Raw genomic sequence first — 26,558 nt, forward strand, 5'->3', positions numbered from 1 at the left:
GTCGGCCCCCATGGCGGCCGACGCGGCGGGCACCCCACCCATGGAGAGCCGCTTCTCGAGCCGGTCGACGCGGGCCACGACCCCCGAGGCGTCGGAGGCCGGCACGAGGATGCGGGCACACATCAGCTCGAGCAGCAGCCGCGGTGCGGTCGCGCCGCGGAACTCGGTGAGCGCGGCGTTGACGAGGTCGGCCATGCGCGTCAGGTCGGCCGGGCCGAACGACGTGGCCTGGCTCTGCAGCCGCTCGGCGCGGTCGCCGGGGACGTCGAGCAGGCCGGTGGCCAGCGCGTCGGGCACGGCGCGCAGCACCACGAGGTCGCGCAGGCGCTGCAGCAGGTCCTCGGCGAAGCGCCGCGGGTCCTGACCGGACTCGATGATCTTGTCGACGACGCCGAACACGGTGCTTCCGTCACCCGCGCCGAACGCTGCGACGGCCTCGTCGAGCAGCGAGTCGGGGGTGTAGCCGAGCAGCTGGACGGCGAGGTCGTAGGTGACGCCCTCGGGCCCGGCGCCGCCCAGCAGCTGGTCGAGCACGCTCAGGGTGTCGCGCACCGAGCCGGCGCCGGCGCGCACCACGAGCGGCAGGGCCGCCGGCTCGAGCCGCACGCCCTCGGTCTCGCTCAGCTGGTTCAGGTAGTCGCCCAGCGCCTTGGGCGGCACGAGCCGGAAGGGGTAGTGGTGCGTGCGCGACCGGATGGTGCCGATGACCTTGTCGGGCTCGGTGGTGGCGAAGATGAACTTGAGGTGCGGCGGCGGCTCCTCGACCAGCTTGAGCAGCGCGTTGAAGCCCTGCGGGCTCACCATGTGCGCCTCGTCGATGATGTAGACCTTGTAGCGGCTGCTGATCGGCGCGAAGAACGCCCGCTCGCGCAGGTCGCGGGCGTCGTCGACACCACCGTGGCTGGCGGCGTCGATCTCGATGACGTCGACGCTGCCCGGCCCGCCCCGCGCGAGGTCGCGGCAGCTCTGGCACTCGCCGCAGGGGTCCGAGACCGGTGCCTGCTCGCAGTTGAGTGCGCGGGCGAGGATGCGGGCGCTGGTGGTCTTGCCGCAGCCACGGGGCCCCGAGAACAGGTAGGCGTGGTTGACCCGGTTGGCCGCGAGCGCGTGCCGCAGCGGGTCGGTGACGTGCTCCTGACCGATCACCTCGGCGAACGTCTCGGGACGGTACCGGCGGTAGAGGGCGAGAGGGGCATCCACGCGCCTGAGCCTAGGACATGGCGCCCACATCGCCGAGGCCGTCGTGAACGGCCCCGGCGGACCCGGTGCGCGGCCCGTCTCCCTGTGTCGTCCGAACGACGTGGAGCGGCACGCCCTAGCTGCCCGGGCCGAACGCCTCGTGCATCTGGACCGCCTGGTCGTAGGCGTCGTCGACGGCGGCGAGGAGCTGGCGGGCTCGGGTGGAGCGCAGCAGGGCGAGCCGGTCGAAGGGACCGAGTGGGCAGGCGTCCGCGAGGTGCCAGCAGGCGGCGAGCAGACCGTGCGGAGGCGGTTCCGGCGCCATGATGCCCAGACGAAGCGACGCCGCGACCGCACGGTCGTGCACCGCGGCCACCTCGGCACGGTCGACGTCGGGCACCAGGTCGGGAAGGTCACGCACCCGGGCTCGCGGGTACGGGTCCTCGGGCAGCCAGCCCTCCACCTCGACGCGGCGACCGCCCTGCACCACCATGGCGACGTCGGACTCCCTCGGCTCGGCCTGGACGATGCGCCCGACCGTGGCCGTCGAGAACCGCGCGTCCCCGCCGCCGGCCTCGTGTCCGCGCTCGATGAGGACGAAGCCGATCTCGGGCTCCTCGGCCTGCAGCACGTCCTGCAGCATCGCCAGGTAGCGCGGCTCGAACAGCCGCAGCGGCAGCAGTCCGCCCGGCAGCAGCACGGTGCCGAGCGGGAACATCGGCATGGCACTCACGGGGACAGGTCTACCCCACCGAGGAGTCGTCCGCCGACGGCACGAGTGCGTTGGCCCGCAGCCAGGCGTCGACGGCGTCGTAGGCGGCCTCTCGCGGCTCCTTCAGCGAGAGGAACACGTCGTGGCGGGCGTCGGGGATCGGCAACGACGTCACGGCGTCGCCGAGGCAGCCGGCCCACCGCGCGATCTGCTTGACGTCGAGCACGGCGTCGGCGGTGTCGACCTGCTCGCTCCACGAGCGGGCGAACCGGGTCTTGTCCGAGCGCAGCACCAGCGACGGCACACCGACGTCGAGGCCGCGGTGCAGGCGCGCGTGCCCGGCACGGACCGCGCCCAGCCACCCGTACGTGACCCGGAAGCCGTCGAGCGGCTTGAGCACGGTGTCGTAGTCCCACTCGCCGTGCCCGCTCACGTGCAGGCTGCTGCCGTACGCGTCCGTCGGCGGCAGCTTCATCACGTCGAACGGCTTGATCCGTCCGACGCCACGGATGGCGAGCGTGCCCACCGTCCGCATCCACGGCTTGCCCTGCAGGTCGAACCACGGGCTGTTGAGCACCAGCCCGCTGACACCCGCGCCGCGCGAGCCACCGGGGCGCTGGTTGAGGCGGTGGAGCCACAGCGGCAGCACGAGCCCTCCCGTGGAGTGGCCCGACAGCAGCACCGGACCCCCGGGCACCTCCTCGCGCACCACGGCCAGGGCGCGGTCCAGCTCGGCGTCGTAGAGGGCGAGGTCCGTGACGTGGTGAGCCGTCTGGCCCTCCCGACGCGAGCGGCCGCACTTGCGCAGGTCGAGCGCGTAGAACGCGAAGCCGCGGTCGACGAAGAACTCCGCGAGCTCCTTCTGGAAGAAGTAGTCGCTGAAGCCGTGGACGTAGAGGACGGCACGCTGCGCGGCCACGGATCCGGTCCAGGTGCGGCGCACGAGCGTGGCGAACACCTCGCCCTGGCCGTCGGGGTCGTCCCCCAGCTCGAACGTGCGCTGCTCGTAGCCCTCGCCCAGCATGTCGGGCTGCCAGTCGCTCATCGTGCCTCCTCGGGGTCCGAGGAGACTCTAGAGGACCGCGCCCACGCGAGAGGCGTGGTTGGTCCATGCCGGCTGTGCGGAGCAGGGGCGGCGCGGCCCGGCCCCGCACTGCGTGAGGCGGGCCGGGGCCGCGTCACCCACCTCTCACGTACCCGGTGCGCGAGGAGTCAAACCTCACGTGTGGGGGCACCTACCCGGGGTACGTCGAGGTCATGAGGATCCCCACGCCGTGCGGCCCGGTGAGCCAGGCCGTGCACGACCACCTGACGACGCTGCGCCCGCTCCCCGACCTCCCGGACGCACCGGCACCGACCACGCGCGACCACGCTCTCGCGCTCTGGACGTTGTACGAGCTCGCGTACCGAGGCTTCGACGGCGTCGACCCCGACCTCGAGTGGTCGCCCGAGGTGCTGAGGCTCCGCAACCGTCTGGGCCGTGACCTCGAGGCCTGGCTGCGCGAGGCGTTCGCGGCCTCCACCGGCCCCCGCGACCTCGCCGGCCTCGTCGAGGCCGACGGCGACGTCCCCGGCGTCGCCCGCTTCGTCCGGGAGAGCGCCGACGCCGACGACGTCCGGCGCATCCTCGTCCAGCGCAGCATCTACCACCTCAAGGAGGCCGACCCGCAGTGCTTTCTGCTGCCGCGGCTCGGGAACGCCGCGAAGGCCGGGCTGGCCGAGCTGCAGTACGACGAGCTCGGCGACGGGCACGCGGACCGCCTGCACGCGCACCTGTTCGAGCGGGCGATGGAGGCGGCGGGGCTCGACCCGACCTACGGCGCCTACGTCGACGACGCGTCCGAGGAGACGTTGACGCTCAGCAACGCGATGTCTCTGCTGTGCCTGCACCGGCGCCTGCGGCACGCGGCCCTGGGCCACCTGGCGGCCTTCGAGGCCACCAGCTCGCTCCCGAGCGCCGACATGGTGCACGGCCTGCGCCGTCTCGGCTTCGACGAGACGGTCGCGCTCTACTACGACGAGCACGTGGAGGCCGACGCGGTGCACGAGCACCTGGCCCGCACGCTCTGCGAGCTGGAGACCGGTGGGGACCCGCAGCTCGAGGACGAGGTCGGGTTCGGCGCCTTCGTGTGCGTCCTCGTCGAGGAACGCTGCGCCGTCGACCTCCTCGGGGCGCCGGTGCCGGCATGAGCGACCGCAGGGAGGCGATGATCCGCGGGGCGCAGGCCGGCCCTCGCCTGGTGCGCGGCCTCGGCTTCGTCGTGGCCGCCGACGGGACGGCGGTGCAGGCCCAACGGCCAGTCGTCGCCCTGTGCCGCTGCGACGCGACGGCGCGCGGCCCCTGGTGCGACGGGACGCACAAGCTGATCGCCCGACGTGCCGCGGCCGGCTCCCACCCGTGAGGGGGAGCCGGCCGCGAGCGTCCCTCAGAGGCTGGGGTCGAAGACGACCTTGACGGCGCCGTCGTCCTTGCGCTGGAAGATGTCGTACGCGCGCGGCGCGTCCTCCAGCGACAACCGGTGGGTGGCGAAGGACTCGAGGCCCAGCGGGTCGTCAGCACGCTCCGCGAGCGGCATCAGGTCGTCGACCCACCGCTTCACGTTGGCCTGCCCCATCCGCAGCGTCACCTGGCGGTCGAAGAGCTGCTGCATGGGCATCGGGTCGTGCGTGCCCGTGTAGACGCCCGACAGCGAGACCGTGCCGCCGCGGCGCACCAGCTGGGTGGACAGGTGCAGCGCGGCCAGCCGGTCGACGCTGGCCGAGGTCATGGCCTGCTTCGCGAGGCCGTCCGGAAGGAGGCCGACCGCCTTCTGCAGCACCGAGGGCGCCGGCGAGCCGTGCGCCTCCATGCCGACGGCGTCGATCACGCCGTCCGCGCCGCGACCCGAGGTGAGCGAGAAGACCTTCTCCACCACGTCGTCATCCTCCACGTGCAGCGTCTCGACCCCGCGCTGCCGCGCACGCTCGAGCCGCTCGGGGACCAGGTCGATGCCGATGACCCGGATGCCCTGGTGCAGCGCGAGACGGGCGGCCATGTCGCCGATCGGGCCGAGGCCGACGACGGCGAGCGTGTCGCCCTCGTGCACGTCGGCGTACCGGACGGCCTGCCACGCCGTGGGCATCACGTCGGACAGGTAGACGTAGCGCTCGTCGGGCAGGTCGGGACCCACCTTGATGGCGCCGTAGTCCGCGTGCGGCACGCGCAGGTACTCGGCCTGCCCACCCGGGACGCTGCCGTACAGCTCGCTGTACCCGAAGAGGGCCGCGCCGGTGCCGTGCTCGCGCACCTGCGTGGTCTCGCACTGCGTCTGCAGCCCCTTGCGACACATGAAGCAGTCGCCGCAGGCGATCTGGAACGGCACCACCACGCGGTCGCCGACGGCGAGGTTCGTGATGCCGGCGCCGACCTCCACCACCTCGCCCATGGTCTCGTGACCCAGGACGTCACCGGTGCTCATGAAGGGACCCATCACCTCGTACAGGTGCAGGTCGGAACCGCACAGCCCGGTCCTCGTCACCTTGAGCACCACGTCGCCCGGATCCTCGATGCGGGGGTCCGGCACGTCGTGCACCTGGATGTCGCGTCGGCCCTGCCACGTCACTGCTCTCACGGTCGTCCTCCTCGCGTCGGTGGTGTTCCCTCGCCGCGTACCCGCTGGGCGTGACGCCATGCGTGGCATGGCCCGACCGGGAGCGGGTACATGCTGGGCAGAGACCTCGACCACGAGCGGGCCCACGCCCGCCGCGAAGGAGCACCCATGCCCTCCCCCATCTCCGCGATCGTGCCGGGCGGCTCGCCGATCGCGCACCACGTGCACACGCACCTCGCCGGCTCCGCCGCCGGCATCGACCTGTTCGGGCGCAGCGCCGACGCGCAGCTCGACCCGGACATCGGTGCGATGGTGCGAGACATCCACCGTGAGCTGCTCGACGAGCGGCGCCGGCTGCGCCGCATGGCCGACGACCTCGGGGTCGGCGAGTCCAAGGCGCTCACCCTCGCAGCGCGCGCCGGGGAGCGGGTCGGGCGGCTCAAGCCCAACGGCTCGCTCACCGAGCGGACCGACATGACCGACCTCGTGGAGCTCGAGGCCATGCGCACCGCCGTGGCGGGCAAGCATGCCGGCTGGCAGGCACTCCTGTCGGTCGTCGACGTGCACCCTGCCCTGGACCGGACGGAGCTCGAGGAGCTCATCGCCCAGGCGGAGGCCCAGCAGGTGCGGCTCGCCCAGGCCCACACCCAGGCGGCGGCGCGGGCTCTCGTGCGCTGACCGGTGGCCGGGTGGGGGGACGCCCTACCCGACCGCCTGGTCCGAGGTCACGACGACCCGTCGTCGCCCTCCTCGTCGTCCTCCAGCTCGGAGGCGTCGAGCGACGGCTCCGTCGGGGGAAGGTCGGCGTCGGGCTCGGTGTCGGGCGACGTCGCGGGGTCGACCGGTGCGTGGTCGTTGGTCCCGGGACCGGACTGAGGGCTGCTTCCGAAGGTGCTCATGCCCCAGGACTACCCGCGATCGGCGTGCCTCACACCTTCAACGAGTCGCCAGGACCCGGGCGCCCACGCCGTGTCAGCCGTCGAGCGGTCCGATGCGCTCGCGCACCCGCTGGAGCACCGCGGTCAACCGGCGCGAGACCTGCATCTGCGAGACCCCGAGCTCGGCGCCGATGTCGCGCTGCGTGCGGTCCTCGACGAAGCGCATGTGGAGCAGCCGACGGTCCTGCTCGTCGAGCGAGCGCAGGGCGGGCATGGCGGTCGCGAGGCGCTCCACGGCCTCGTGCCCGGGATCGAGCCCCCCGATGCGCTCGTGCGCGGGCGAGCCGTCCGTCGGCGAGGGGACGTCGAGCGAGCGGGGTGCGAAGGCGTCGTGCGCGGCGTCGGCCTCGCGGACCTCGGCCACACCGATCCCGAGGCGCTCGGCGACGTCCTCGGCGCTCGGTTCGTGCGTGCCCGTGCTGCGCAGCTCGTCCCGTGCGGCCGTCACCGACATCTGCAGCTCCTGGAGCGAGCGCACCGGCCTGATGGCCCAGCCGCGGTCACGGAAGTGCCGTCGCAGCTCGCCCAGGACCGTGGGCACGGCGTAGGCGGCGAAGGACCGGCGCTCGGGGTCGAAGCGACGGATCGCCTTCACCAGGCCGAGGCGCGCCACCTGGTCGAGGTCGTCGTCGGCGATGCCACGGCCGCGGTAGCGACGCGCGAGGCGGCCGGCCATGGGGATGTAGTCGGACACGACGTCGTTCTGCAGCTCGCGACGTCGGTCGGGGGACGCCTCGGCCGCCTGACGCAGACGCTCACCGGTGGCGACGTCGGGATCCGGGACCGCACTGGTGGCGGGGCTGGAAAGAGTGGTGGTCATGCACGTGCCTCTCGTCGAACGAGAACGGCTGCTGACTCAACCTGTCTCCCACGGAACCACGGTTCGGCGGGTCCTTCAACTCGACGGGGTCGTGGGCGCCAGGAGCGCCAGCACGCCGCGCGAGCCTCCCTGGCCCTCCTCGCGCACCTCGAGGACCTCCAGTCCGGCCCACGCGAGAGGGCGCTCGAGGAGGTCCACCTGCTCGCGGGTGCCCAGCTGCAGCAGGACGCGACCTTCGGGCCGCAGGTGCTTCGCGGCAGCTCGTACGCATCGGCGCGCGACCTCCAGCCCATCGATCCCGCCGTCGATCGCCCACAGCGGGTCCGCGGGGTGCTCACCCACCCGCTGGGTGGGCACCCACGGCGGGTCCGCGACCACGAGCACGAACCGATCGTCGTCGCCGAGCACCGCGTCGAACTGGCCCTCGAGCACCTGCACCTCCTCGGTGACCCGTGCGGCGTTGACGCGGGCGAGCTCGCAAGCGCGATGAGAAGCGTCCACCATGACGAGGCGACGGCCGGTGCCGTGGACCGCCGCAAGACCGATCTGGCCGGCCCCGGAGCACAGCTCGAGCACGTCACCCTCGGGGAGGGAGGTCAGCAGCTCGGCGGCCCACCGGGACTGGGCGTACGTCCACGGGCGGGGCAGCAGCACCGTGTCGTCCACGTCGATCGACAACGGGCCGAACGGCACGGTCCGCACGGTCGGGGCGGCAGCGATGTCTCCTGAGGGGTTCACGTCGGGGACGTACCCCCGACGGCCGCGGCGAACCACCGGGTTGCGGCCAGACGTGACCGGAGTCATGGTTGACCCAGGTTGAGCAGCAGCCGTCGTCGCCCCGACTCGGGAGGTCGACATGGCTCAGTCCATGCGCACGGGCTCGCTCATCGAAGATCATCTACCGCTCGCAGCCCATCTGGCTCGCACCTACCGCGGCCGCGGGGTGGAGGACGACGACCTGCTCCAGGTCGCGCGTCTCGCGCTCGTCAAGGCCGCGGAGCGCTTCGACGCCGACCGCGGAGCGTTCGCCCCGTACGCGGCCAGCACCATCCGTGGCGAGATCAAGCGGTACTTCCGCGACCACGCCTGGAGCGTGCGACCACCGCGTCGACTCCAGGAGCTGCAGGCCCGCATCGGGGCGGAGACGGCCGTCGGAGGATCCTGGACCGAGCGTCCCGAGGCGATCGCCGCACAGCTCGGTGAGACCGTGGCCGACGTCCGGGAGGCGCTCGCTGCCGGTGGCTGCTTCACAACCGACACGCTGGACGACGGCATGGGAGCGGCGGCCCTCACGGAGGACGGGTACGCCCGGGTCGACGCCTGGCTCACGGTCCGGTCGTTGCGCACCACGCTGACCGACGACGAGCGACGCCTGCTCGCGTGGCGCTTCGTCGACGAGCTGCCCCAGCGCGAGATCGCGACCCGGCTCGGCATCAGCCAGATGCAGGTCTCCCGTCGTCTGTCGGCCCTGCTCTCCCGCCTGCGCCGCGAGGTGGGTGACGTCGCGGCCTGACGTCGGCCGCACCCAGGTCGGCGGGTCCTGACGTCGCGACCGTGCGCGGGCTGGGCGGGGCAGGGATTCTCCCTTCGCGTGGACCGTTCCACGACGATGGAGAATCCCTGCCCGTACGGGGGCCCTGGGCCCAGCGGCAGCGACGAGGCGCCGAGCGACCGTCAGGGCGTGAGCAGCTGGTCGACCGGGGCGTAGTCGTCCGTCAGCTCCGCCGCGTCACCCACCCAGGCGTCGAGGTCGTCGCCCTCGGTGACCTCCCAGGCCACCTGACGCTCCTGGAGGCCGGTGCGCACCGCGTCGACGTCGATCGGTCGCTCCGACGCCGCCACCACGATGTTGCCGCCGCCCGGGCCGGGTCCTGCGGCCGGCCAGCCGAGCACGGCCACGTGCGGCCAGCGCTCCTGCACGGTTCGCACCTCGGCGCGGGCGAAGTCCAGCGAGCCGTGGTCGATCACGTTGAGCACGTAGACGCCGTCGGCGGCGAGGGCCTCGTGCACCTCCTGGACCATCTCGCGGGTGGTCAGGTGCCACGGCACGCTCACGCCGCCGAAGGCGTCACCGACCACGAGGTCGAGACTGCCGGGCTCGACGTCGCGCATGCCGAGCCGGGCGTCCTCCACCTTCACCTGGAGGGCGTCGCTGGTCTCGAGCCCCAGCTCGTCGCGGTCGAGCTGCACCACGCCGCCGTCGATCTCCGAGACCACGCTCGTGGTGCCCGGACGCGTCGACGCCAGCCACCGGGGCATCGTCACGCCCCCGGCGCCGAGGTGGTGGGCGGTCAACGCCTCCGAGGTCGGGAACATCGCGTCGACCACGGCGGCGTAGCCCCGGGTGTAGGCGAACTCGAGGTACTCGGGGTCGGAGAGGTCGACGAACGAGTGACGCAGGCCGTCGAGCACGAGCAGACGTCCGTCGGGCGTCGAGCCTCCGGGTTCCACCGATGCGCAGTGGTAGGTGGTCTCGACCTCGCACCCGCTGGGCGCCAGCGCCGCGGTGCCGCCGACGACCATCGCGCCGCCGACGGCGAGCAGGCCGAAGCCGGGACCTCGCAGACGCAGCTCCAGCACGGCCGCGGCCAGTGCCAGGAGCACACCCAGCCCGACGAGGATCGCGCTCACCCGGACGTGCGAGATGAGCACGAAGCCGGTCAGCACGGTCCCCACGATGGCGCCGACCGTGCCGATGCCGGAGAGACGTCCGACGACCGTGCCGGTCTCGTCGAGGGTGCGCAGCAGCAGCTTCGTGACCATCGGCGTCACCGCCGAGAGCAGGGCGCCCGGCACCACGATCGTCGCCGCAGCCACCAGGTACAGCAGCCCCACGGCCTCGGGGTCGGCCACGCTGCGCACCGCGAACGGCGTGGCGGCGATGACGAGGCCCGAGACGGCGAGCAGAGGCGCGAGAGCGCGGCGCGGGTCGATCGTGTCGGCCGCCCTGCCGCCGGCCCACGAGCCGGCCGCGATGGCGGCCAGCGCGAGCCCGATGACCGTGGTCGACGTCTCGAGGGTGAGGCCGAGGTAGGGGGCCAGCAGACGCAGCGCGACGATCTCGACCACCAGCACCGCGGCGGACGAGCCGAACACCAGGACGGCGGCGGCGAGGTCGCTCAGCGGGGGCGACCCACCCTCGGGGGCGGGAGCAACGCTGGCGGACTCTCCGTCGGTCATGCGGACAGTCTTCCAGCCGTTCCCACCCCCGGCAGGGTGGACCACGCCTCAGTGGTGGCGCAGCTTCTCGATCAGCTCGTCCTTGCGCAGGTCCGAGTAGCCCTCGAGCCCGAGCTCCTTCGCTCGGCCGCGCAGGTCCTCGACCGTCCAGTCCTCGTACGAGCCGGACTCGCCTCCGCGCCTGCCGACGGTCTTCTCCCCGTCGCGCGCGGCCGCGTTGGAGATGCGAGCGGCCTTCTCCTTCGAGGCGCCGTCGTCACGTAGCGCCTCGTACATCTCGGGGTTCTTCAGCGACGGCTCGTCGCTCGCGTCCTTGCCTGCCGGCATGGCGCACCTCCTGTGGTTCGATCGTGGGGTCCGGTCAGAAGACCGGCTTGCCTCCGGTGACACCGAGCACCGTGCCCGACACATAGCTCGCGTCGCGCTCCGACGCCAGGAACACGAAGGCGGGAGCCACCTCGGCCGGCTGGCCGGCGCGGCCCAGCGGCGTGTCCGAGCCGAACTGCTCGATCTTCTCCGCCGGCTGGGTGGCGGGCTGCAGCGGCGTCCAGATGGGACCGGGCGCCACCGCGTTCACGCGGATGCCGTCGGCGCCCAGCTCCGCGGCCAGGTTGACCGTCAGGTTGTTGAGCGCCGCCTTCGTCGAGGCGTAGTCCAGCAACGAGGTCGACGGCTCGTAGGCCTGGATCGACGTGTTGTTGATGACGTTGCCCCCGCGCTCCCGCAGGTGCGGCACCGCCGCGCGGGTCAGCCAGAACGCGGCGTAGAGGTTGGTCTTGAGCACCCGGTCGAGGTTCTCGTCGGTCAGCGCCTCGATGCCCTCCTCGCGTGCCATCTGGTAGCCGGCGTTGTTCACCAGCACGTCGAGCCCGCCCAGCTCGCGCACCGTCTGCGCGACCACGTCGTCGCAGGCGGCGCGATCGCGCAGGTCCGCCTCGAGGGCCAGCACGCGACGGCCGGCCTCGACGACCAGGCGACCGGTCTCGGCGGCGTCGTCGCTCTCGTCGGGCAGGTGGGTGAAGGCGACGTCGGCTCCCTCGCGTGCGTAGGCGATCGCGACCGCGCGGCCGATGCCGGAGTCACCTCCGGTGACGAGCGCGACCTTGCCCTCGAGGCGGCCGTGGCCGACGTAGGACTGCTCGCCGTGGTCCGGCCGAGGATCCATCGCCGCGGTGCTGCCGGGCGGGTCCTGCTGCTGGGCGGGGAAGCCGTCACTCATCGGATCCCCGTCTCGTCGGGAGCCGGCGTCGGCTCGAGGGGGACCTCGGGCACGTCGTCCGGGTCGTCGGGCTCGATCGGCCGGACCTCCGGATCGGCACCCAGCTCCGCCGTGGGATCGGCGTCCGGCTGGGGCACCGCGAACGGGTCGTCAGGGGCGATGGTCATCGTGACTCCTTCCGTTGTCGTGCACACGTCGACGTTCGCGCGGATCGTCGGGTCCTGCATCTCGGGCTCACCCGTCAGGGTCCCGCGGGCGCCCTCCTGCGCGGCGGGCTCGAGGACCATGAGCCGCAGGCCGGGCTCGTCCTGCTCGGTGGTCCAGGCCGCCACGCGCGAGATGGCGGCCAGCACCGCAGGCGCAGCCAGCTCACCACCCCCACGGAGGTCCGGGGCCTCGGAACCGGGCAGGCCGTAGCGCAGCACCACGACGAAGCGGTGCTCCGCGACACGGTGCCAGAGCGCCTGGACCTCCGCGTCCGGCTCGACGTCGGTCGGCACCAGGCACAGCACCGGGTCCGGGGAAGAGTCCTCCTCGAGCTCCTGCAGGTGCTCGACGTCCTCGGCGTGGGCGATGCTCAGCACGAGGGCCGATCGTCGGCCCTGGTCCAGTCCGATCCGGGTCGTCATGGCGGGCACGTACCCACGACCGAGGCACTCATGCACGACGTGCGCGACCGATCGCGCGTGCCTACGCTCGCGCCATGACCTCCTCCACCACCATCGACCTGGGCCGCCCCGTCTCGGGTGACGTCATCGAGCTGATCCTCGACGACCACCGCCGCTTCGAGGACCTGCTGCGCCAGCTGCGCAGCACCGCCTCCGACCGCGACGCCGTGCGTCAGGCGTTCTCGGCCCTGCACGTCGCGCACGCCGAGGCCGAGGAGCGACACGTGTACCCGCAGCTCAAGAAGCGTCGCGCCGTCGACGCGCACGAGGCCGACCACGGCGAGCACGAGCACGCCGAGGGCAACGAGGCCCTGCTCGCGGTCATGGAGTGCGCCGCCACCGACACGCAGAAGTTCGACGACGCCGTCGAGGAGCTGACCCGACTCGTCAGCCACCACCTCACCGAGGAGGAGCTGACCATCCTCAACCCGGCGCGCGAGGAGCTCGGACCCGAGGTCCTCGCGAAGCTCGGCGAGGCCTTCGCGACCGAGCGCAACGAGCAGATCGACGCGGACTGCGGACGCCTGGACAACCTGCGACGCATCGTCCGCGAGGCGCGGCGCGAGGGTCTCATCGACGAGGACTGACCCGGCGCGGGTCGGACCACGCCGATGTGGTTCGCTACCTCTCGGTTGAGCAGCAGCCGACGACCTCACGCACCAGGAGGTGGTCGCGCTGACCCGTCCTGCTCCACCCTCGTCGCCGTCCTCGCCCGAGGACTCGGGCTCCACGCCGCTCGGGCCGAGCCCCTCGGCGTCCTCGGCGCACCGCGTCGAGCCGCCGCCCACCGAGTCGGTCGCGCACCGCATCGCCTCGCTCGCACTCGCCGTGGTCCCGTGCGACGCAGCGGCCGTGATGGTGCCGGATGCCTCGGGCCGACCGGCGCTCGCGGCGACGTCGCCCGAGGCGATGGAGGCGCTCGGCCTCCCTGGAGGCCCAGGAGCCGGCCTCACGCTCGCCGACGTCGGACCCGCCGCCCACGTCCACGTCCGGGACGTCGTCGATGACCCGCGCTGGCGCGCCTGGGGTCGCCAGGTCGCAGCGGTGGGTCACCGGTCGGTCGTCGTGGTGCCATTGTCCAGCCGCAGCGGCGAGCCCGGCCGGCTCGAGCTGTACGCCGCGGACCCGGACGCGTTCGACGACGAGGCGCGCCTGCGCGCCACCGAGCTGGGTGGCCTCGCCTCGGTCACGCTCGGCGTCGCGCACGACCGCGACGGCCTGCGTCGCGCCCTCGACGCGCGTGGCGACATCGGCATCGCGGTCGGCGTGCTGGTGGAGCGCTACCGGCTGACGGTCGACGCGGCCTTCCAGGTGCTCGTCCGCCACTCCCAGCACCACAACGTCAAGCTCCGCGACGTCGCGCGTCGACTGGTCGAGGAAGGCGACCTGCCGGACGAGGGGACCTCGCAGGACTGACGCTCAGTCGATCCCGGGCAGGCTGCGCGTGTGGACCAGGTCGCGCGCCACCTGCGCCAGCTTCACGTTGTGGTGCTGCGAGTACCGCACGAGCACCGCGAACGCCTGGTCGGCGTCGACGCCGAAGCGCTCCATGAGGATGCCCTCGGCCTGGCCGATCACCGTGCGGCTGGCGAGGGCCTCCTGCAGGGACTCCCGCTCCTGCGACGACGCGATGGCGATGGCAGCGTGGCTCGCGAGGTGACGGGCTGCGTCGCGGTCCTCCTCGTCGAAGGCGTCGACGGAGCTGCCGTACAGGTTCAGGGCACCCAGGCCCCGGTCGTCGAGGTTCAGCTGCACGCAGAACATGGCCCGGACACCGGCCTGGACCACCTCGGGACGCCACCGTGGCCAACGCTCGTCACTCGTGAGGTCAGGGGCGTCGATCTCGTCGGCGTCCAGAGCGTCGACGCACGGACCCTCGTGGAGCCTGTGCTGCAGGTCGTCGGCCCGGGCCACGAGCTCGCTGGTCGGGGCCACGGTCTCGATCCGGCGGCGGGCCCGCACCAGCGAGACTCCCGCGTCGGAGGCACCACGGACCAGCTCGAGCGCCAACGACGTCAGCCGCTCGGCGGTGCGCTCCGCCGTGGGTTGCGTGGCCAGCTCGCGGGCCATCGCCGCCAGCCGGTCGTCGAGCCCGTCGTCCACCTGTTCCGCCATGTCGAAGTTCCTCCTCCAGGGGAGGATACCGAGCCGGTCTCCCAGCGGCCGTGCGATCGCGCCGGGCCACCCGTAGAGAGCCTCCAGACCATTCGGCACCATGGTGATCATGACGGACTCCAAGGACGTGCAGCGCACGCTCGACCTCGCCCTGAGGATCGGCGAGATGCTGCTGTCCAACGGTGCGGGCGCGGCCGACGTGACCGCCACGATGGCCTCGGTGACCCACCACCTCGGACTGCGGCAGACGCTCGTCGACGTGACCTTCACGTCGCTCACGCTGAGCCACCAGGAGAGCGTGGACGACCTGCCGATCGTGATGCGCCGGCACGTGACCCACCGCGAGGTCGACTACGCCGACCTGACCGCCGTCGACCTGCTCGTCACCGCGCTGCTCACCGACGAGATCGACCGCGAGGAGGCCGCGTCCCGCGTCGCTCGGATCGCCTCCACCGGCCACCCCCGGCCGCGTTGGGCGATCACGGCCAGCTGGGGCCTCACCGGTGCGGGCGTGGCGCTCCTGCTGGGCGGCGACTGGATCGTGCTGGCCGTGGCCGGGGTCGCCGGCGCCGCGATCGAGGTCCTGCAACGACGGATCGAGCGTCTGCGGCTGCCCTTCTTCTACTCCCAGGTGGCCGGAGCGCTCCTCGCCACGCTCATCGCCGTGGCCGTGGCCGCGACGCCCGCGATGGTCAACCCGTCCCTGGTGGTGACGGCCGCCATCATCATGCTGCTCGCCGGACTCGGCTTCATCGGTGCCATCCAGGACGCGCTCACCGGCTTCTCGATCACGGCCAACGCCCGGATCATGGAGGTGATGATCGCGACCGTCGGCATCATCGTCGGCGTCTCCGCCGGCCTGCAGGTCGGCGCGTGGCTGGGGGTCGACTTCGCCCTGGACCCGGGGGCCTCCGGCCTCTCGCAGCTGCCCCAGGTGATGGCCGGGGCCGGCGTGACGGCCGGTGCCTTCGCGCTCTCGGCCTACTCCCCCAAGCGCATCGTCGTGCCCATCGGGCTGCTCGCCGCCGTCACCTCGGGCGCCTACGCCGCACTCACCCAGGCCGACGTCGGGCGACCCGCCGCGGCGGGCTTCGCTGCGTTCGCCGTCGGCTTCGTCGGCTACTCGGTGGCCCGTCGCTTCAGGGTGCCGCCACTCGTCGTCGTCGTCTCGTGCATCGTGCCGCTGCTGCCGGGCCTGTCGATCTTCCGTGCACTGTCGCTGCTGGCTGCCGAGAACCTCCTCGGGCTGCTCTGGATGATCACCGCGGCGGGCGTCGCCGTGGCGCTCGCCTCCGGCGTGCTGCTCGGACAGTACGTGGCCCAGCCGCTCGGACGCGAGGCACGTCGCCTCGAGCGTCGACTGGCCGGACCCCGCCTCGTCGGGCCGCTGCGCGCTGCCGCCGCCCGTCGCCAGAAGGGCTGACCGAGCCGGCCCGCAGGGCCGTCGTTCGTCGAGCCGTGGGGCCCGGCACCTGGCAGGGTGACGGGTGCAGCGCGTATCGTGACGATTAAGCAAGCGCTTACCCACCCGGAGAGTCCCCATGAAGCTTCGTCTGTCCGAGGAGGACGCCGCATTCCGCGAGGAGATGCGCACGTTCTTCACCACCCAGGTCCCGCAGCACATCCGCGACACCGTCGCCGCTCGGCGCGAGCTCAGCAAGGAGCAGATCGTCGAGGCGCAGCAGACGCTGAACGCCGCCGGTCTCGCCGTGCCGAACTGGCCCGTCGAGTGGGGCGGCAAGGACTGGACCCCACTGCAGCGCCACATCTGGCACGAGGAGATGCAGCTGGCCTGCGTGCCGATCCCGCTCGCGTTCAACGCGTCCATGGTCGGTCCGGTCATCGCCGCGTTCGGCTCCCAGGAGCTCAAGGAACGCTTCCTGCCCGCCACGGCCAACCTCGACATCTGGTGGTCCCAGGGCTTCTCCGAGCCCGACGCCGGTTCCGACCTCGCGTCGTTGCGCACCACGGCCCGGCGCGAGGGCGACGAGTACGTCGTCAACGGCCAGAAGACGTGGACCACCCTGGGCCAGTACGGCGACTGGATCTTCACGCTCGTGCGGACCGACCCCGACGCGCCCAAGAAGCAGCAGGGCATCTCATTCCTGCTCATCGACATGACGTCGCCCGGCCTGACCGTGCGTCCCATCGAGCTCATCGACGGTGGCCACGAGGTCAACGAGGTCTTCTTCGAGGACGTGCGCGTGCCGGCCGAGAACCTCGTGGGCGAGGAGAACCGCGGCTGGGACTACGCCAAGTTCCTGCTCGGCAACGAGCGCGTCGGCGTGGCGCCCGTGGGCTCGACGAAGCGCTGGCTGTCCGCCGCCAAGGAGGCGGCGGGTGAACGACTCACGTCGGACCCGCTGCTCGCGGCTCGCGTGGCGGATCTCGAGAACGAGATCCTCGCCCTCGAGCTGACGGCGCTGCGCGTCGTGGCCCACTCCGCCGACGGCAAGCCGCACCCGGCGTCGTCGGTGCTCAAGCTGCGCGGCACCGAGCTGCAGCAGGCCGTCACCGAGCTCTACGTCGACCTCGCCGGCCCGCTCTCGCTCGCGTCCGGCGCCGGAGACGGCTCCGACGTGCCCGACTGGGCTCGCGTCAGCACCCCGCAGTACCTCAACTTCCGGAAGGCGTCGATCTACGGCGGCTCCAACGAGGTGCAGCGTCAGATCATCGCCAAGACCATCCTGGAACTGTGAGGCAGCCATGGACTTCACCCTCGACTCCGAGCAGACCGCCCTGCGTGACGCGGTGCGCGGCCTGCTGAGCAAGACCTACGACTCGTCGGAGACCCGCCGCGAGGTCACCAAGACCGACCCCGGGTTCTCCGAGAAGGCCTGGCAGCAGCTCGCCGAGCTCGGTGCGCTCGGACTGCCGTTCTCCGAGGAGGACGGCGGCTTCGGCGCCGGACCCGTGGAGGTCGCGATCGTGGCCGAGGAGATCGGACGGGTGCTCGCGCCCGAGCCGTACCTCGAGACGATCCTGGCCGCCGGCCTGGTGGCCGACCTCGGCTCGGCCGAGCAGCGCGCCGACGTCATCGGCCGCGTGGCCGAGGGCGCCCTGGTGCTCTCCTTCGCCCACCACGACGTCGACGACGCGGTCGTGGCCGCCGAGTCCGGCCCTTCGACAGGCTCTGGGCAAGCGGCGTGGGCGCTCACGGGCGTCAAGGAGCCCGTGCTCCACGGTGAGCGTGCCGACCTGCTGGTCGTCACGGCCCGTACCGACGCCGGCGTCGGCGTGTTCGTCGTCGACCCCTCCGCCGGTGGCGTGGACCGCATCGGCTACCGCACGCACGACGGCGGTCGCGCGGCGCGCGTGGCGTTCGACGGCGCTGCGGCCACGCCCCTGGGCGACGCGGGCGCGGACGCCGAGGCTGCCGTCGCGAAGGCCGTCGCGCGAGGGCAGATCGCGCTGTCGCACGAGGCCGTCGGCGCCATGGAGGTCGCGCTGCGCACGACCACCGAGTACCTGAAGACGCGCAAGCAGTTCGGCGTCACCCTCAACACGTTCCAGGCGCTCACGTTCCGTGCCGCTGACCTGTACGTGTCGGCGGAGCTGGCCCGCAGCATCGTCACCTGGGCCACCCTGGTCCTCCAGGACGATCCGGACCGGGCCGTCGAGGCCGCCGCGCGGGCGAAGCGGCTCGTCTCCCGCACGGGCCGTCACATCGGCCAGGAGGCGATCCAGCTGCACGGCGGCATCGGCATGACCGCGGAGTACTCCGTCGGCCACTACACGAGCCGTCTGACCGCGATCGACCACACGCTCGGCGACGGCTCGGAGCACCTGCTCACGCTGGCCCGCTCGGTGGCCGACCACGGCGTCGTCGACCCCATCGGCTGACGGGCGGAGCGCGGCTCGACCCACGATCCAGCCGCACGTGGCGCAGATCCTTTTCCGGCGCCACGTGCGGCTGTCGTGCGTCGAGGGCAGCCGCGCCACCGCGCGCCACCGGCGCACTCGACGGCCCCGGATCCACCCCGCTCCACCCGGCGGGGCGGGGCCCCACCTCGTACCGTGGTGAGCAGATGAAGCCCTCCGCCCGACGCTGGCTGCTCGTGGCACTGGTGTCGGCCCTGCTGGCCGCGGCGCCGGTGCTTCCCCGCCTGCTCCCGGCCGACGCCTCCGACGTCTCGGCGAGCCGTTTGCTCGAGCGGATCACCGCATCACGCGACCTGGGGTGGTCGGGCGAGGTGCGCAGCCGCGGCTCGCTGCAGATCCCGGAGACCGACTCGTTCGCCGGGGTCGCCGACCTGCTGGGCGACACCAGCACCCTGCGCGTCTGGTGGCGCTCGGACGAGCAGTGGCGCGTGGACCGTGTCCGGTCGAGCGGCGAGACCGACCTGGTGCGCGAGGGCGAGCTGCTCACCACCTGGCGCTTCGAGTCCGAGCGCGCCACGTCGTCCCCCTACGCCACGGTCCGCCTGCCCGACGCGTCCGACCTCGTGCCGTCACGGCTGGCCCGGCGGCTGCTCGCCGGGGCCGAGCCCGCCGAGCTGTCCCGTCTGCCGGAGCGACGCGTGGCGGGCCGGTCGGCGCCCGGGCTGCGGCTGGAGCCGGCCGACGAGCAGTCGACCATCGAGCAGGTCGACGTGTGGGCGGACGCCGAGACCGGTCTGGCGCTGCGCGTCGACGTGGTGGGCACCGCCTCGGACCTGCCCGTGGTGTCCACCACCGTCACCCGGTTCGACCCGACGACCCCCGATCCGGGCACCACCACGTTCACCGCTCCCCCGGGCGCCCGTGTGGGCTTCCGCGACGCGATCGACGTCGCCGCGGGCGCCAACGCCTTCGCGCCGTTCACGCTCCCCGACGCCGTCGCGGGGCTCGAGCGCCGGGGCGACCCCGAGGAGCTCGGGGCCGTCGGCGTCTACGGCCGCGGACCCACCGCGTTGGTGGCGGTGCCGCTGCGCCGCGGCCTCGCCGGCCAGGTGCGCGAGCAGCTGGACAGGTCGGCGGCCGTCCGGACCGACGCGGGCACCTCACTGGAGATCGGTCCGCTCTCGGTGCTGCTCACCGAGGGCGGTCGAGGGCGGGGCACCTTCCTGCTGGCCGGGACGGTGACGCCCGACGTGCTTGCGGACGCCGCAGCCGAGCTGGCCGAGCAGGTGGGGCAGCGATGATCCGCACCCGTGCGCTGACGAAGCGCTACCGCGGCGTGCCGGCCGTCGACGGCATCGACCTCGACGTGCGCGAGGGCGACGTCTATGGGTTCCTCGGCGCCAACGGCTCCGGCAAGACCACGACGGTGCGGATGCTGCTGGGCCTCGTGCTGCCCACCTCCGGGGAGGCCGAGGTGCTCGGCGAGGCGATGCCCGCGTCGGCCGCGTCGGTCCTCCCGCGCGTCGGCGCCCTGGTGGAGGGACCCGGCGCCTACCCGTACCTGTCGGGGCGCAGGAACCTCGCCACCTTCGACGCCGCCGGGCCCGACGCGCGGCGGCGGGGACGGTCCGGTCGCATCGTCGAGGTGCTCGAGCAGGTGGGCCTGGACCCGGCCGACCGACGGCCCGTGCGTGCGTACTCGCTCGGCATGCGCCAACGCCTGGGCCTGGCCGGTGCGCTGCTGCGTCGGCCGCGGCTGCTGGTGCTCGACGAGCCCACCAACGGACTCGACCCACAAGGGATCCGGGAGATCCGCGAGCTGCTGCTGTCACTCAACCGCGACGGCACCACGATCTTCCTGTCCAGCCACCTCATGAGCGAGATCGAGCAGATGTGCACCCGTGTGGGGGTGCTCGACCGCGGGCGGTTGGTGCTGCAGGACCAGCTCGAGACCCTCGTGGCTCCCAGCGGGCGCGTCGTGGTGGGCACCCGCGACGTCGAGCGTGCCGTCGCCCTGCTCGGCGAGGCCGTGGAGTCGTCCGCCGGGGAGCGCCTGGTGGTGGTGTCCGACGACCCGGCCCGGGTGAACGCACGGCTGGTGTCCGCCGGCGTCCGCGTCGACTCCGTGGGGCCGCTGCGCGTCAGCTTGGAGGACGTCGTGCTGCGCGCGAGCGAGGCCACATGATCCGGGTGGAGCTGGCCGCGATGCTGCGGCGCCGACGCACGTGGGTGGTCATCGCGATGCTGAACGCCCTGCCCGCGCTCGTGGCGGTGCTGCTCGCGACCACGCAGCTCGGTCCGCGACCGGGCACCGGGCCCCCGTTCCTGTCCGCCGTCCTGACCGACGGCACCCTGTTCCCGCTGGCCGCGCTCGGCATCGTGCTCCCGCTGTTCCTGCCGGTCGCGGTGGCGGTCGTAGCGGGCGACGCCATCGCCGGCGAGTCGCAGACCGGCACGTTGCGCTACCTGCTCGTCCGCCCCGTCGGTCGCACCCGGCTGCTGGTGGCGAAGCTGGTGAGCGTCGTGGCCTTCGTGCTCGTGGCCGTGCTGGTCGTGGCGGTCGTCGCCTACGTCCTCGGACGGCTGCTGCTCGGCGACGGGGATCCGAGCGGCACGGTCACCAGCGTCTCCGGCTCCACCCTCAGCCAGACGGAGATGATCCAGCGGACGGTCCTGGCGCTCGGCTACGTGACCTGGATGATGCTGGGCGTGGCCGCGCTCGCGCTGCTGCTCTCCACGATCGTGGAGTCCGGGCTGACCGCCGCGCTCGGGACGGTGGCGGTGCTCATCGGCTCGACGGTGCTCCTCGGCCTCGAGGCGGCCGACGTGCTGCAGCCGTACCTGCCGACCCGCTACTGGCTCGCGTTCGTCGACCTGTTCCGCGACCCCATCCGGTGGACCGAGGTGGTGCGCGGCGTCGCCGCCCAGACGGCCTACCTGGTCGTCTTCCTGGGCGCGGCGTGGGCCAACTTCTCGAGCAAGGACGTCAGCAGCTGACGTCGGTCGGCGCTCGAACGGCGCCACGACCGAGCGCCGAGGCCACCGTCGCGAGCACCGCGGCGTCACCGGGCAGCGCGCGGTGCGTGGTGCCCGCGCGCGGGCAGAGCTGCTGCACCCGCAGGTTGAGCGCGCCCTCGAGCTCCGCGGAGTCCGTGGGGACGACCACCCGGTCGGCGTCGGAGCGCAGCGTGACCCACTCGGGTCCGGCGGGGGTCTCGTCGCTGGCGTTCAAGCCACGCAGGAGGTCGCTGTCGGGCACGAGCTGCTCGCACGCAGTAGGGCAGCTGCCCGCGATCTCGACCGCCAGCGCGGCGACGTCGGTGCCGTGGTGGGGCGAGCCGATGGTCAGCACCCGTCGAGCCACGTCCGCACCGCCCTCGTCGCGCACCCACAACCGGGCCACGACACCGCCGGCGGAGTACCCCACGACGTCGACCGAGTCCGCGCCCGAGCGGTCGAGCGCCGCGTCGGCGGCGCGGCCGAGTGCAGCGGCCTGGGCGCGCAGGTCTCCCCTGCCGTCGCCGTCGGGCTCGAGCACCTCGACGTCGCGACCGGCCGACCGGAGCGCGTCACGGAGAGGGTCGAGCGACGCCACGCGCCCGCCGTAGCCCGAGACGAGGAGCACGGGTCCGAGCTCGTCCTGCGGCGCGGGCTCGGCGCGGTCGAGCGCGCGGACGACCCCGATGCCGGCCGCGACCAGCGCCACGGCCACGAGCAGCGCCGACCCCGCCAGCAAGGTGCGCCGCCGCTGCGGCGCGAGGTCGTCGAGCACGGGCCCATCCTCGCCGACGACCCCTGAGCGAGGCGCGGGCTCGAAGGAGCCCCGGGAACGTGAGGACCCCTCGCGCACCCACTAGAGCCCACTGACCCTTGCTGCCTTCCGGCCCTGGGGGATTGGGTGAGATAGCGCCACGCGAGGGGCTGCGGCCAGCATACGGGGGCTGACCCGGTGCCCTCCAGGCGGGATGCGACGGGTACGCTCGTCGGCGGAGGATTCGCATAGTGGCCTAGTGCGCTCGCTTGGAAAGCGGGTTGAGTGAAAGCTCTCAGGGGTTCGAATCCCCTATCCTCCGCGTCGGACGTGGCCCCTCGGCTCATCGAGCTCGAGGGGCTTCGTCATGCTCGCCGGCGCCGAGGGGCTGCGGCCGACATCCAGGGTGGCGGATTCGGGGAGGACCGAGCTCTGCGAGGGACGGAGTCCCCTATCCTCCGCCGCCGAGCAAGGAGCCGCACACGAGTGCGGCTCCTTGTCGTTGCGCTGGTGATGTGCGAGACGAGCCGGCGGAGGCTCGCCTTCAGCCGCGACGGCCCAGCGCGCCCCCAGCCGCAGCCCCCGCGGTCAAGATCGCCGAGCCTCCCGAGGGGTTCCGTCGTTCCCGACCGCGCCGAGGGGTTCCCGGACGCTGATTCGAGCGAGCGGATACGGAAAGGACCGAGCTCTGCGAGCGACGGAGTCGCCTGTCCTCCGCCCACCCCGTGGGGAGCCGTGCACGACCGCGGCTCCTCCGTCAGGCGTTCTCCACCGTCTCGAGCGCGCCCTGGAGGCGCGCTCGGGCATCTGCGGCGATGTCGCGCAGCTCGACCGCCGCGTCAGGGGCCATCGCGGTCATGGCCTGGGGGTCGAACGCCTCGACCACGGTCCGGTCGCCGTCGGCGCGCACGACGACGTTGCAGGGCAGGAGCGCCGCGATCGACGGGTCGGCCTGCAGGGCGGCGTGCGCGAGCTGGGGTCGGCAGGCGCCGAGGATGACCTGCGGCTCGACGTCGACGTCGAGCTTGGTCTTCAGGGTGGCCTTGATGTCGATCTCGGTGAGCACGCCGAAGCCGGCGTCGCCGAGGCTGGCACGGACCAGCTCGACCGTCTCGTCGTAGCCCTTCGCGGTCGTCACCTTCATCGTCAGCTGGGTCATGTCGCTCCTCGGTTCCGAGGGCACCGGGCGGTGCCGTCACCCTCGACCATACATCCCCCTGGGGGGATGTGCTAGATTCCTCGCCGAACCCCCCGGGGGGATAAAAGATCGTCCTCCCGGCCACTCACTTCGGCACCTGGAGAACGCATGACATCGACGATCGACCCACCCGCTCCTGGACGGGAGACGCCGATCTCCTCCGGCCCACTCGGTCGCCTCGGCACCTGGGTCGCCACCCACGGCCAGGTCGTGACCATCACCTGGCTGCTGCTGGTCATCGGCCTCGGCGTCTTCGCACCCAAGGTCGAGCACAACCTGTCCGGCGCCGGCTGGCAGGCCAACGGATCCGAGTCCGTCGCCGCCCGCGAGCTGGCCCGCGAGCACTTCGGCGGGAACGCCTCCTCGGCCATCCAGGTCGTCGTCCACAGCGACGGCGGCCAGGTCACCGAGGGGCGTGGCGCCGAGACCATCGCGAAGGTCACCGCCCTGCTCGAGGACGAGCCGCGCATCGCCGACGTCGTCGCACCCCAGCCCGGAGCGACCCTGAGCCAGGACGGCTCCACGGCCATCGTGCTCGCCGGCGCCGGTGCCGACACCAACGAGATGGTCCGCGTCGCCACCGACCTCAAGGACCCCCTGCAGGACCTGTCCGGCAACGGCATCCAGGTCAACCCGACCGGCTCCTCGCTGCTGTGGTCGGACTTCAACGAGGCCAACCTCGAGGCCATGCTGAAGTCCGAGATGGTCTCCTGGCCCGTGACCCTGGCCATCCTCGTCCTCGCCTTCGGAGCCCTGGTCGCCGCCGGCCTCCCGCTCCTGCTGACCCTGTCCGGCCTGGTCGCCTCGGCCGGCTCCCTGGTGCTCATCAACGAGCTCGTCCCGGTCTCCATCTGGGCGATGAACTTCGCCATGATGTTCTCCCTGGCCCTGGGCATCGACTACGCCCTGTTCCTCGTGGTCCGCTACCGCGCCGCCCGCATGGGAGCCAAGCTCACCGCGCAACGCGCCATCGCCCAGACGATGGACACCGCCGGGAAGGCCGTCCTGCTCTCCGGCCTGACCGTGCTCATCTCCCTGTCCGCGGTGATGCTCGTGCCCTCGCCGTCGTTCCGCTCGATGGCCGGCGGCATCATGCTCTCCGTCGTCTTCGTGCTCGCCGCGACCCTGACCCTGCTGCCCCTGGTGCTGGTCAGGCTCGACCACCGCATCAACAAGCTCGCGCTGCCCTGGGTCAGGACCGGTGAGCACCGCTCGCCACGCTTCGCCGCCTGGGGAGAGCGTCTCTGGCGTCGACCCCTCCTCTGGGGCACCGCCGCCCTGGTCGTGCTCGTCGCGCTCGCCGCCCCGGTCGTCGGCCTGAGCACCGCGATGCCGTCCATCACGGTGCTGCCCGAGGACGCGTCCGCCCGCGTCGGGTACGACCGCGTCCAGGAGGCGTTCGGCCCGGGCGCCCCCGGCACCCTGCAGATCGTCGTCGCCAAGGAACAGGCCCAGGCCGCCGGCGCGACCATCGGTGCCGACGACGGCATCGCCGCCGCCATGCCCGCCCAGCCCGCACCCGACGGCTCGGACCTGGCCATGATCCAGGCCGTCCCGACCGTCGATCCGTCGGACCCGGCCCTTGCCGCGACCGTCGACCGGTTGCGCGCCGAGCTCCCCGACACCGCGCAGGTCGGCGGTGCCGCCGTGGAGAACCTCGACCTGAAGACCCAGCTCGACGACTCCACCCCGCTGGTCATCGGCGTCATCCTCATCTTGGGCTTCCTGCTGCTGCTCGTCGCCCTGCAGGCACCGCTCATCTCCCTGCTCGGGACACTGGTCAGCCTGCTCTCGACGGCGGCCGCGTTCGGCGTCGCCCGCCTCGTCTTCCAGGAGGGCTGGGGCTCAGGGCTACTCGGCTTCGAGAGCCAGGGCTTCCTCGACGCCTGGGCGCCGGTGTTCTTCTTCGCCATGATCTTCGCGATCGCGATGGACTACACCGTCTTCCTGCTGGCCTCGGCCAAGGAGCACTACGAGCGCAGCGGCGACCCGAAGGAGGCGATGGTCGGAGCCCTCGCGCACTCCGGCCGGGTGATCTTCGCCGCCGGCGCGGTCATGGTGGCGGTGTTCTTCACCTTCGCCCTGTCCGGCCCGCTGCCGCCCAAGGAGATGGGTGTCGTGCTCGGCGTCGCCGTCCTGCTCGATGCGTTCCTCGTCCGGCTGGTGCTCCTGCCCGTCCTGCTGCGCCTGACCGGCCATGCCGCCTGGTACGTCCCGGCATGGCTCAGGCGCATCCTGCCGAGCATCACCTTCGCGCACGACTGACCCCCGGACCGGGGTCGGCCCGCCCCATCCCCCGGAGCGGGCCGGCCCCACCCCTTCGCCCTCACCACCATGAACATCGACCGCGCCGTCATGGCCCTCGCCGGCACCCTCGTCCTCCTCGGCGTCGAGGGCGCGGTGGAGGCGTGGACCAGCGGGGGCGTGGACCCACCGTCATGACGGCTGGGGTCTGGTGGCGATCGCGAGCAGGTCACGGACGGGGCCCGCGGGCGGGCGGCCGCTGCCGACCCACAGCGCGGTGAGGTCCCGCGAGAGGTCCAGCCCCGTGGTCGACACCTCGACGAGCCGCCCGGCCTCCACGTCGCTGCGTACCGTGCGCCGGCTCATGAACGCAGGCGGGCTGCCTGCACCGACGACCGACCGGATGCCGGACGTGGTGGTCAGCTCGACGGCCGGTACCGCGGCGGTCAGACCGAGCCCCGCGAGCGCGTCGTCGACGACGCGTCGCGTTCCGGACCCCTGCTCGCGCCACGTCAGTGGTCGGGAGACGAGCTCGTGGGGCGTCAGCGGGGAACCCTGCCGAGCCCATGGGTCGTGCGGTGCCGCGTACAGGCCCAGCTCGTCGCGAGCGACGACCAGCGATGCCAGTCCGCCGGGATCGGCACCGTCCTCCACGAAGCCGATGTCGACCGAGCCGTCCGCCACGGCCGTCCGCACGTGCTCGCTGTTGGTGGCGGTCAGGCTGACGACGGTGTCGTGCTGCTGGCGAAGACGCACGAGCCACAGCGGCAGCAGGTGCTCGGCGACGGTCATGCTCGCCGCGACGCTCAGCTGGTGGGCCCGCCCCTCGCGCAAGGTGACGATGGACTCGTCGATCTCCCGCGCGAGATCGATCAGCCGAGCAGCCCAGCCCACCACCAGGACTCCCGACTCGGTGAGCGTGGACCCTCCTGCAGCGCGCCGCAGGAGAGTCAGCCCCGTCTGCGCCTCGAGGGCTCTCAGCCGTTCGGACGCCGACTGCTGCGTGATGCCGTTCGCGCGGCCCGCGGCGCCGATGCTCCCGTGGGTGCCCACGTCCACCAGGAGCTGGAGGGCCGCGAGGTCGGGGACGTTGCGCACCTCCCCAGGCTACTCCTGTCCACA

28 protein-coding genes, 1 tRNA gene and 1 other RNA gene are annotated in these 26,558 nt (G+C 72.7%); 14 read left to right on the forward strand and 16 right to left on the reverse strand.

The window, feature by feature from the left end; translation table 11 throughout:
* The 3 genes from NUV38_RS12400 to NUV38_RS12410 form a co-directional block, all read right to left on the reverse strand.
* Positions 1-1,200: DNA polymerase III subunit gamma and tau (locus tag NUV38_RS12400; protein WP_257729416.1), on the reverse strand; the 1,200-nt coding region annotated here is incomplete at its 3' end.
* A 115-nt stretch (positions 1,201-1,315) separates the two neighbouring features.
* Positions 1,316-1,903: an LON peptidase substrate-binding domain-containing protein gene (locus NUV38_RS12405; protein WP_257729480.1), complete on the reverse strand. Its 588-nt coding sequence runs from the start codon at positions 1,901-1,903 to the stop codon at positions 1,316-1,318.
* Positions 1,904-1,922: 19 nt separating this feature from the next.
* Positions 1,923-2,936 (reverse strand): alpha/beta hydrolase, encoded by a 1,014-nt coding sequence (locus NUV38_RS12410; RefSeq protein WP_257729417.1) that lies wholly within the window; start codon positions 2,934-2,936, stop codon positions 1,923-1,925.
* 212 nt (positions 2,937-3,148) lie between these two features.
* On the opposite strand from NUV38_RS12410, the gene NUV38_RS12415 reads away from it, so the two are divergent.
* The gene (locus NUV38_RS12415; RefSeq protein WP_257729418.1) at positions 3,149-4,081 is read left to right on the forward strand and encodes an iron-containing redox enzyme family protein; all 933 of its coding nucleotides are present in this window, start codon (positions 3,149-3,151) and stop codon (positions 4,079-4,081) included.
* Positions 4,078-4,293 carry a CDGSH iron-sulfur domain-containing protein gene (locus tag NUV38_RS12420; protein WP_257729419.1) on the forward strand — a complete coding sequence of 72 codons (216 nt, stop codon included), beginning with the start codon at positions 4,078-4,080 and terminating at the stop codon, positions 4,291-4,293. Before NUV38_RS12415 ends, NUV38_RS12420 begins: the two co-directional genes overlap by 4 nt.
* Positions 4,294-4,317: 24 nt before the next feature.
* On the opposite strand, the gene NUV38_RS12425 is transcribed toward NUV38_RS12420, so the two are convergent.
* Positions 4,318-5,502: a zinc-dependent alcohol dehydrogenase gene (locus NUV38_RS12425; protein WP_257729420.1), complete on the reverse strand. Its 1,185-nt coding sequence runs from the start codon at positions 5,500-5,502 to the stop codon at positions 4,318-4,320.
* Positions 5,503-5,649: 147 nt separating this feature from the next.
* On the opposite strand from NUV38_RS12425, the gene NUV38_RS12430 reads away from it, so the two are divergent.
* A complete protein-coding gene (locus NUV38_RS12430) occupies positions 5,650-6,159 on the forward strand; it encodes a hypothetical protein (protein WP_257729421.1) in 510 nt (169 codons plus the stop codon).
* Between the two features lie 47 nt (positions 6,160-6,206).
* Here the strand turns inward: NUV38_RS12430 and NUV38_RS12435 are convergent, their stop codons facing one another.
* The 3 genes from NUV38_RS12435 to NUV38_RS12445 form a co-directional block, all read right to left on the reverse strand.
* Positions 6,207-6,380 (reverse strand): hypothetical protein, encoded by a 174-nt coding sequence (locus NUV38_RS12435; protein WP_257729422.1) that lies wholly within the window; start codon positions 6,378-6,380, stop codon positions 6,207-6,209.
* Positions 6,381-6,453: 73 nt separating this feature from the next.
* Positions 6,454-7,239, reverse strand: a complete 786-nt coding sequence (locus tag NUV38_RS12440) for a sigma-70 family RNA polymerase sigma factor (RefSeq protein ID WP_257729423.1) — start codon at positions 7,237-7,239, stop codon at positions 6,454-6,456.
* A gap of 75 nt (positions 7,240-7,314) precedes the next feature.
* Entirely contained in the window at positions 7,315-7,977 is a 663-nt protein-coding gene (locus tag NUV38_RS12445; RefSeq protein WP_257729424.1) for a class I SAM-dependent methyltransferase, read from the reverse strand.
* A gap of 118 nt (positions 7,978-8,095) precedes the next feature.
* Between NUV38_RS12445 and NUV38_RS12450 the strand changes: the two genes are divergently transcribed.
* On the forward strand, positions 8,096-8,752 hold the full coding sequence (locus tag NUV38_RS12450) for a sigma-70 family RNA polymerase sigma factor (RefSeq protein ID WP_257729425.1): 657 nt from the start codon (positions 8,096-8,098) through the stop codon (positions 8,750-8,752).
* A gap of 161 nt (positions 8,753-8,913) precedes the next feature.
* Here the strand turns inward: NUV38_RS12450 and NUV38_RS12455 are convergent, their stop codons facing one another.
* The 4 genes from NUV38_RS12455 to NUV38_RS12470 are packed head-to-tail and all read right to left on the reverse strand — an operon-like array spanning position 8,914 to position 12,267.
* A complete protein-coding gene (locus tag NUV38_RS12455; protein WP_257729426.1) occupies positions 8,914-10,419 on the reverse strand; it encodes a fused MFS/spermidine synthase in 1,506 nt (501 codons plus the stop codon).
* A gap of 48 nt (positions 10,420-10,467) precedes the next feature.
* Positions 10,468-10,746, reverse strand: a complete 279-nt coding sequence (locus tag NUV38_RS12460; protein ID WP_257729427.1) for a Rho termination factor N-terminal domain-containing protein — start codon at positions 10,744-10,746, stop codon at positions 10,468-10,470.
* Positions 10,747-10,780: 34 nt separating this feature from the next.
* The gene (locus tag NUV38_RS12465; RefSeq protein WP_257729428.1) at positions 10,781-11,638 is read right to left on the reverse strand and encodes an SDR family oxidoreductase; all 858 of its coding nucleotides are present in this window, start codon (positions 11,636-11,638) and stop codon (positions 10,781-10,783) included.
* Positions 11,635-12,267 (reverse strand): hypothetical protein, encoded by a 633-nt coding sequence (locus NUV38_RS12470; protein ID WP_257729429.1) that lies wholly within the window; start codon positions 12,265-12,267, stop codon positions 11,635-11,637. The genes NUV38_RS12465 and NUV38_RS12470 overlap by 4 nt, the downstream gene beginning before the upstream one ends.
* A gap of 74 nt (positions 12,268-12,341) precedes the next feature.
* On the opposite strand from NUV38_RS12470, the gene NUV38_RS12475 reads away from it, so the two are divergent.
* Together NUV38_RS12475 and NUV38_RS12480 are read left to right on the forward strand one after the other, a co-directional pair.
* Positions 12,342-12,893, forward strand: a complete 552-nt coding sequence (locus NUV38_RS12475; RefSeq protein WP_055966146.1) for a hemerythrin domain-containing protein — start codon at positions 12,342-12,344, stop codon at positions 12,891-12,893.
* A gap of 79 nt (positions 12,894-12,972) precedes the next feature.
* Entirely contained in the window at positions 12,973-13,722 is a 750-nt protein-coding gene (locus NUV38_RS12480) for a GAF and ANTAR domain-containing protein (protein ID WP_257729430.1), read from the forward strand.
* 3 nt (positions 13,723-13,725) lie between these two features.
* On the opposite strand, the gene NUV38_RS12485 is transcribed toward NUV38_RS12480, so the two are convergent.
* Entirely contained in the window at positions 13,726-14,421 is a 696-nt protein-coding gene (locus NUV38_RS12485) for a GAF and ANTAR domain-containing protein (RefSeq protein WP_257729431.1), read from the reverse strand.
* A 109-nt stretch (positions 14,422-14,530) separates the two neighbouring features.
* Between NUV38_RS12485 and NUV38_RS12490 the strand changes: the two genes are divergently transcribed.
* From NUV38_RS12490 to NUV38_RS12515, 6 genes are all read left to right on the forward strand, one after another.
* A complete protein-coding gene (locus NUV38_RS12490; RefSeq protein ID WP_257729432.1) occupies positions 14,531-15,844 on the forward strand; it encodes a threonine/serine exporter ThrE family protein in 1,314 nt (437 codons plus the stop codon).
* Positions 15,845-15,962: 118 nt separating this feature from the next.
* On the forward strand, positions 15,963-17,120 hold the full coding sequence (locus NUV38_RS12495; RefSeq protein ID WP_257729433.1) for an acyl-CoA dehydrogenase family protein: 1,158 nt from the start codon (positions 15,963-15,965) through the stop codon (positions 17,118-17,120).
* A gap of 7 nt (positions 17,121-17,127) precedes the next feature.
* Positions 17,128-18,264, forward strand: a complete 1,137-nt coding sequence (locus NUV38_RS12500) for an acyl-CoA dehydrogenase family protein (protein ID WP_257729434.1) — start codon at positions 17,128-17,130, stop codon at positions 18,262-18,264.
* Positions 18,265-18,449: 185 nt separating this feature from the next.
* The gene (locus NUV38_RS12505; protein WP_257729435.1) at positions 18,450-19,544 is read left to right on the forward strand and encodes a sigma-E factor regulatory protein RseB domain-containing protein; all 1,095 of its coding nucleotides are present in this window, start codon (positions 18,450-18,452) and stop codon (positions 19,542-19,544) included.
* Positions 19,541-20,428 carry an ABC transporter ATP-binding protein gene (locus NUV38_RS12510; protein WP_257729436.1) on the forward strand — a complete coding sequence of 296 codons (888 nt, stop codon included), beginning with the start codon at positions 19,541-19,543 and terminating at the stop codon, positions 20,426-20,428. The genes NUV38_RS12505 and NUV38_RS12510 overlap by 4 nt, the downstream gene beginning before the upstream one ends.
* Positions 20,425-21,240 (forward strand): ABC transporter permease, encoded by an 816-nt coding sequence (locus NUV38_RS12515; RefSeq protein WP_257729437.1) that lies wholly within the window; start codon positions 20,425-20,427, stop codon positions 21,238-21,240. The genes NUV38_RS12510 and NUV38_RS12515 overlap by 4 nt, the downstream gene beginning before the upstream one ends.
* Here the strand turns inward: NUV38_RS12515 and NUV38_RS12520 are convergent.
* A complete protein-coding gene (locus NUV38_RS12520) occupies positions 21,230-22,015 on the reverse strand; it encodes a hypothetical protein (RefSeq protein WP_257729438.1) in 786 nt (261 codons plus the stop codon). The genes NUV38_RS12515 and NUV38_RS12520 overlap by 11 nt on opposite strands.
* Before the next feature lie 58 nt (positions 22,016-22,073).
* Positions 22,074-22,169, reverse strand: an RNA gene (gene ffs / locus NUV38_RS12525) — signal recognition particle sRNA small type.
* Positions 22,170-22,231: 62 nt separating this feature from the next.
* On the opposite strand from ffs, the gene NUV38_RS12530 reads away from it, so the two are divergent.
* Positions 22,232-22,316: transfer RNA gene (locus NUV38_RS12530), tRNA-Ser, on the forward strand.
* Between the two features lie 435 nt (positions 22,317-22,751).
* Here NUV38_RS12530 and NUV38_RS12535 read toward each other — a convergent pair.
* Positions 22,752-23,153: a DUF302 domain-containing protein gene (locus NUV38_RS12535; RefSeq protein WP_257729439.1), complete on the reverse strand. Its 402-nt coding sequence runs from the start codon at positions 23,151-23,153 to the stop codon at positions 22,752-22,754.
* Positions 23,154-23,300: 147 nt separating this feature from the next.
* Here NUV38_RS12535 and NUV38_RS12540 point away from each other — a divergent pair, with 147 nt between their 5' ends.
* Positions 23,301-25,457: an MMPL family transporter gene (locus NUV38_RS12540; RefSeq protein WP_257729440.1), complete on the forward strand. Its 2,157-nt coding sequence runs from the start codon at positions 23,301-23,303 to the stop codon at positions 25,455-25,457.
* A 171-nt stretch (positions 25,458-25,628) separates the two neighbouring features.
* On the opposite strand, the gene NUV38_RS12545 is transcribed toward NUV38_RS12540, so the two are convergent.
* Positions 25,629-26,534, reverse strand: coding sequence for a LysR family transcriptional regulator (locus tag NUV38_RS12545; RefSeq protein ID WP_257729441.1), 906 nt, complete (start codon positions 26,532-26,534; stop codon positions 25,629-25,631).
* Positions 26,535-26,558 lie beyond the last annotated feature (24 nt).

This window comes from Aeromicrobium sp. 50.2.37 (assembly GCF_024655735.1).
Lineage (GTDB): Bacteria > Actinomycetota > Actinomycetes > Propionibacteriales > Nocardioidaceae > Aeromicrobium.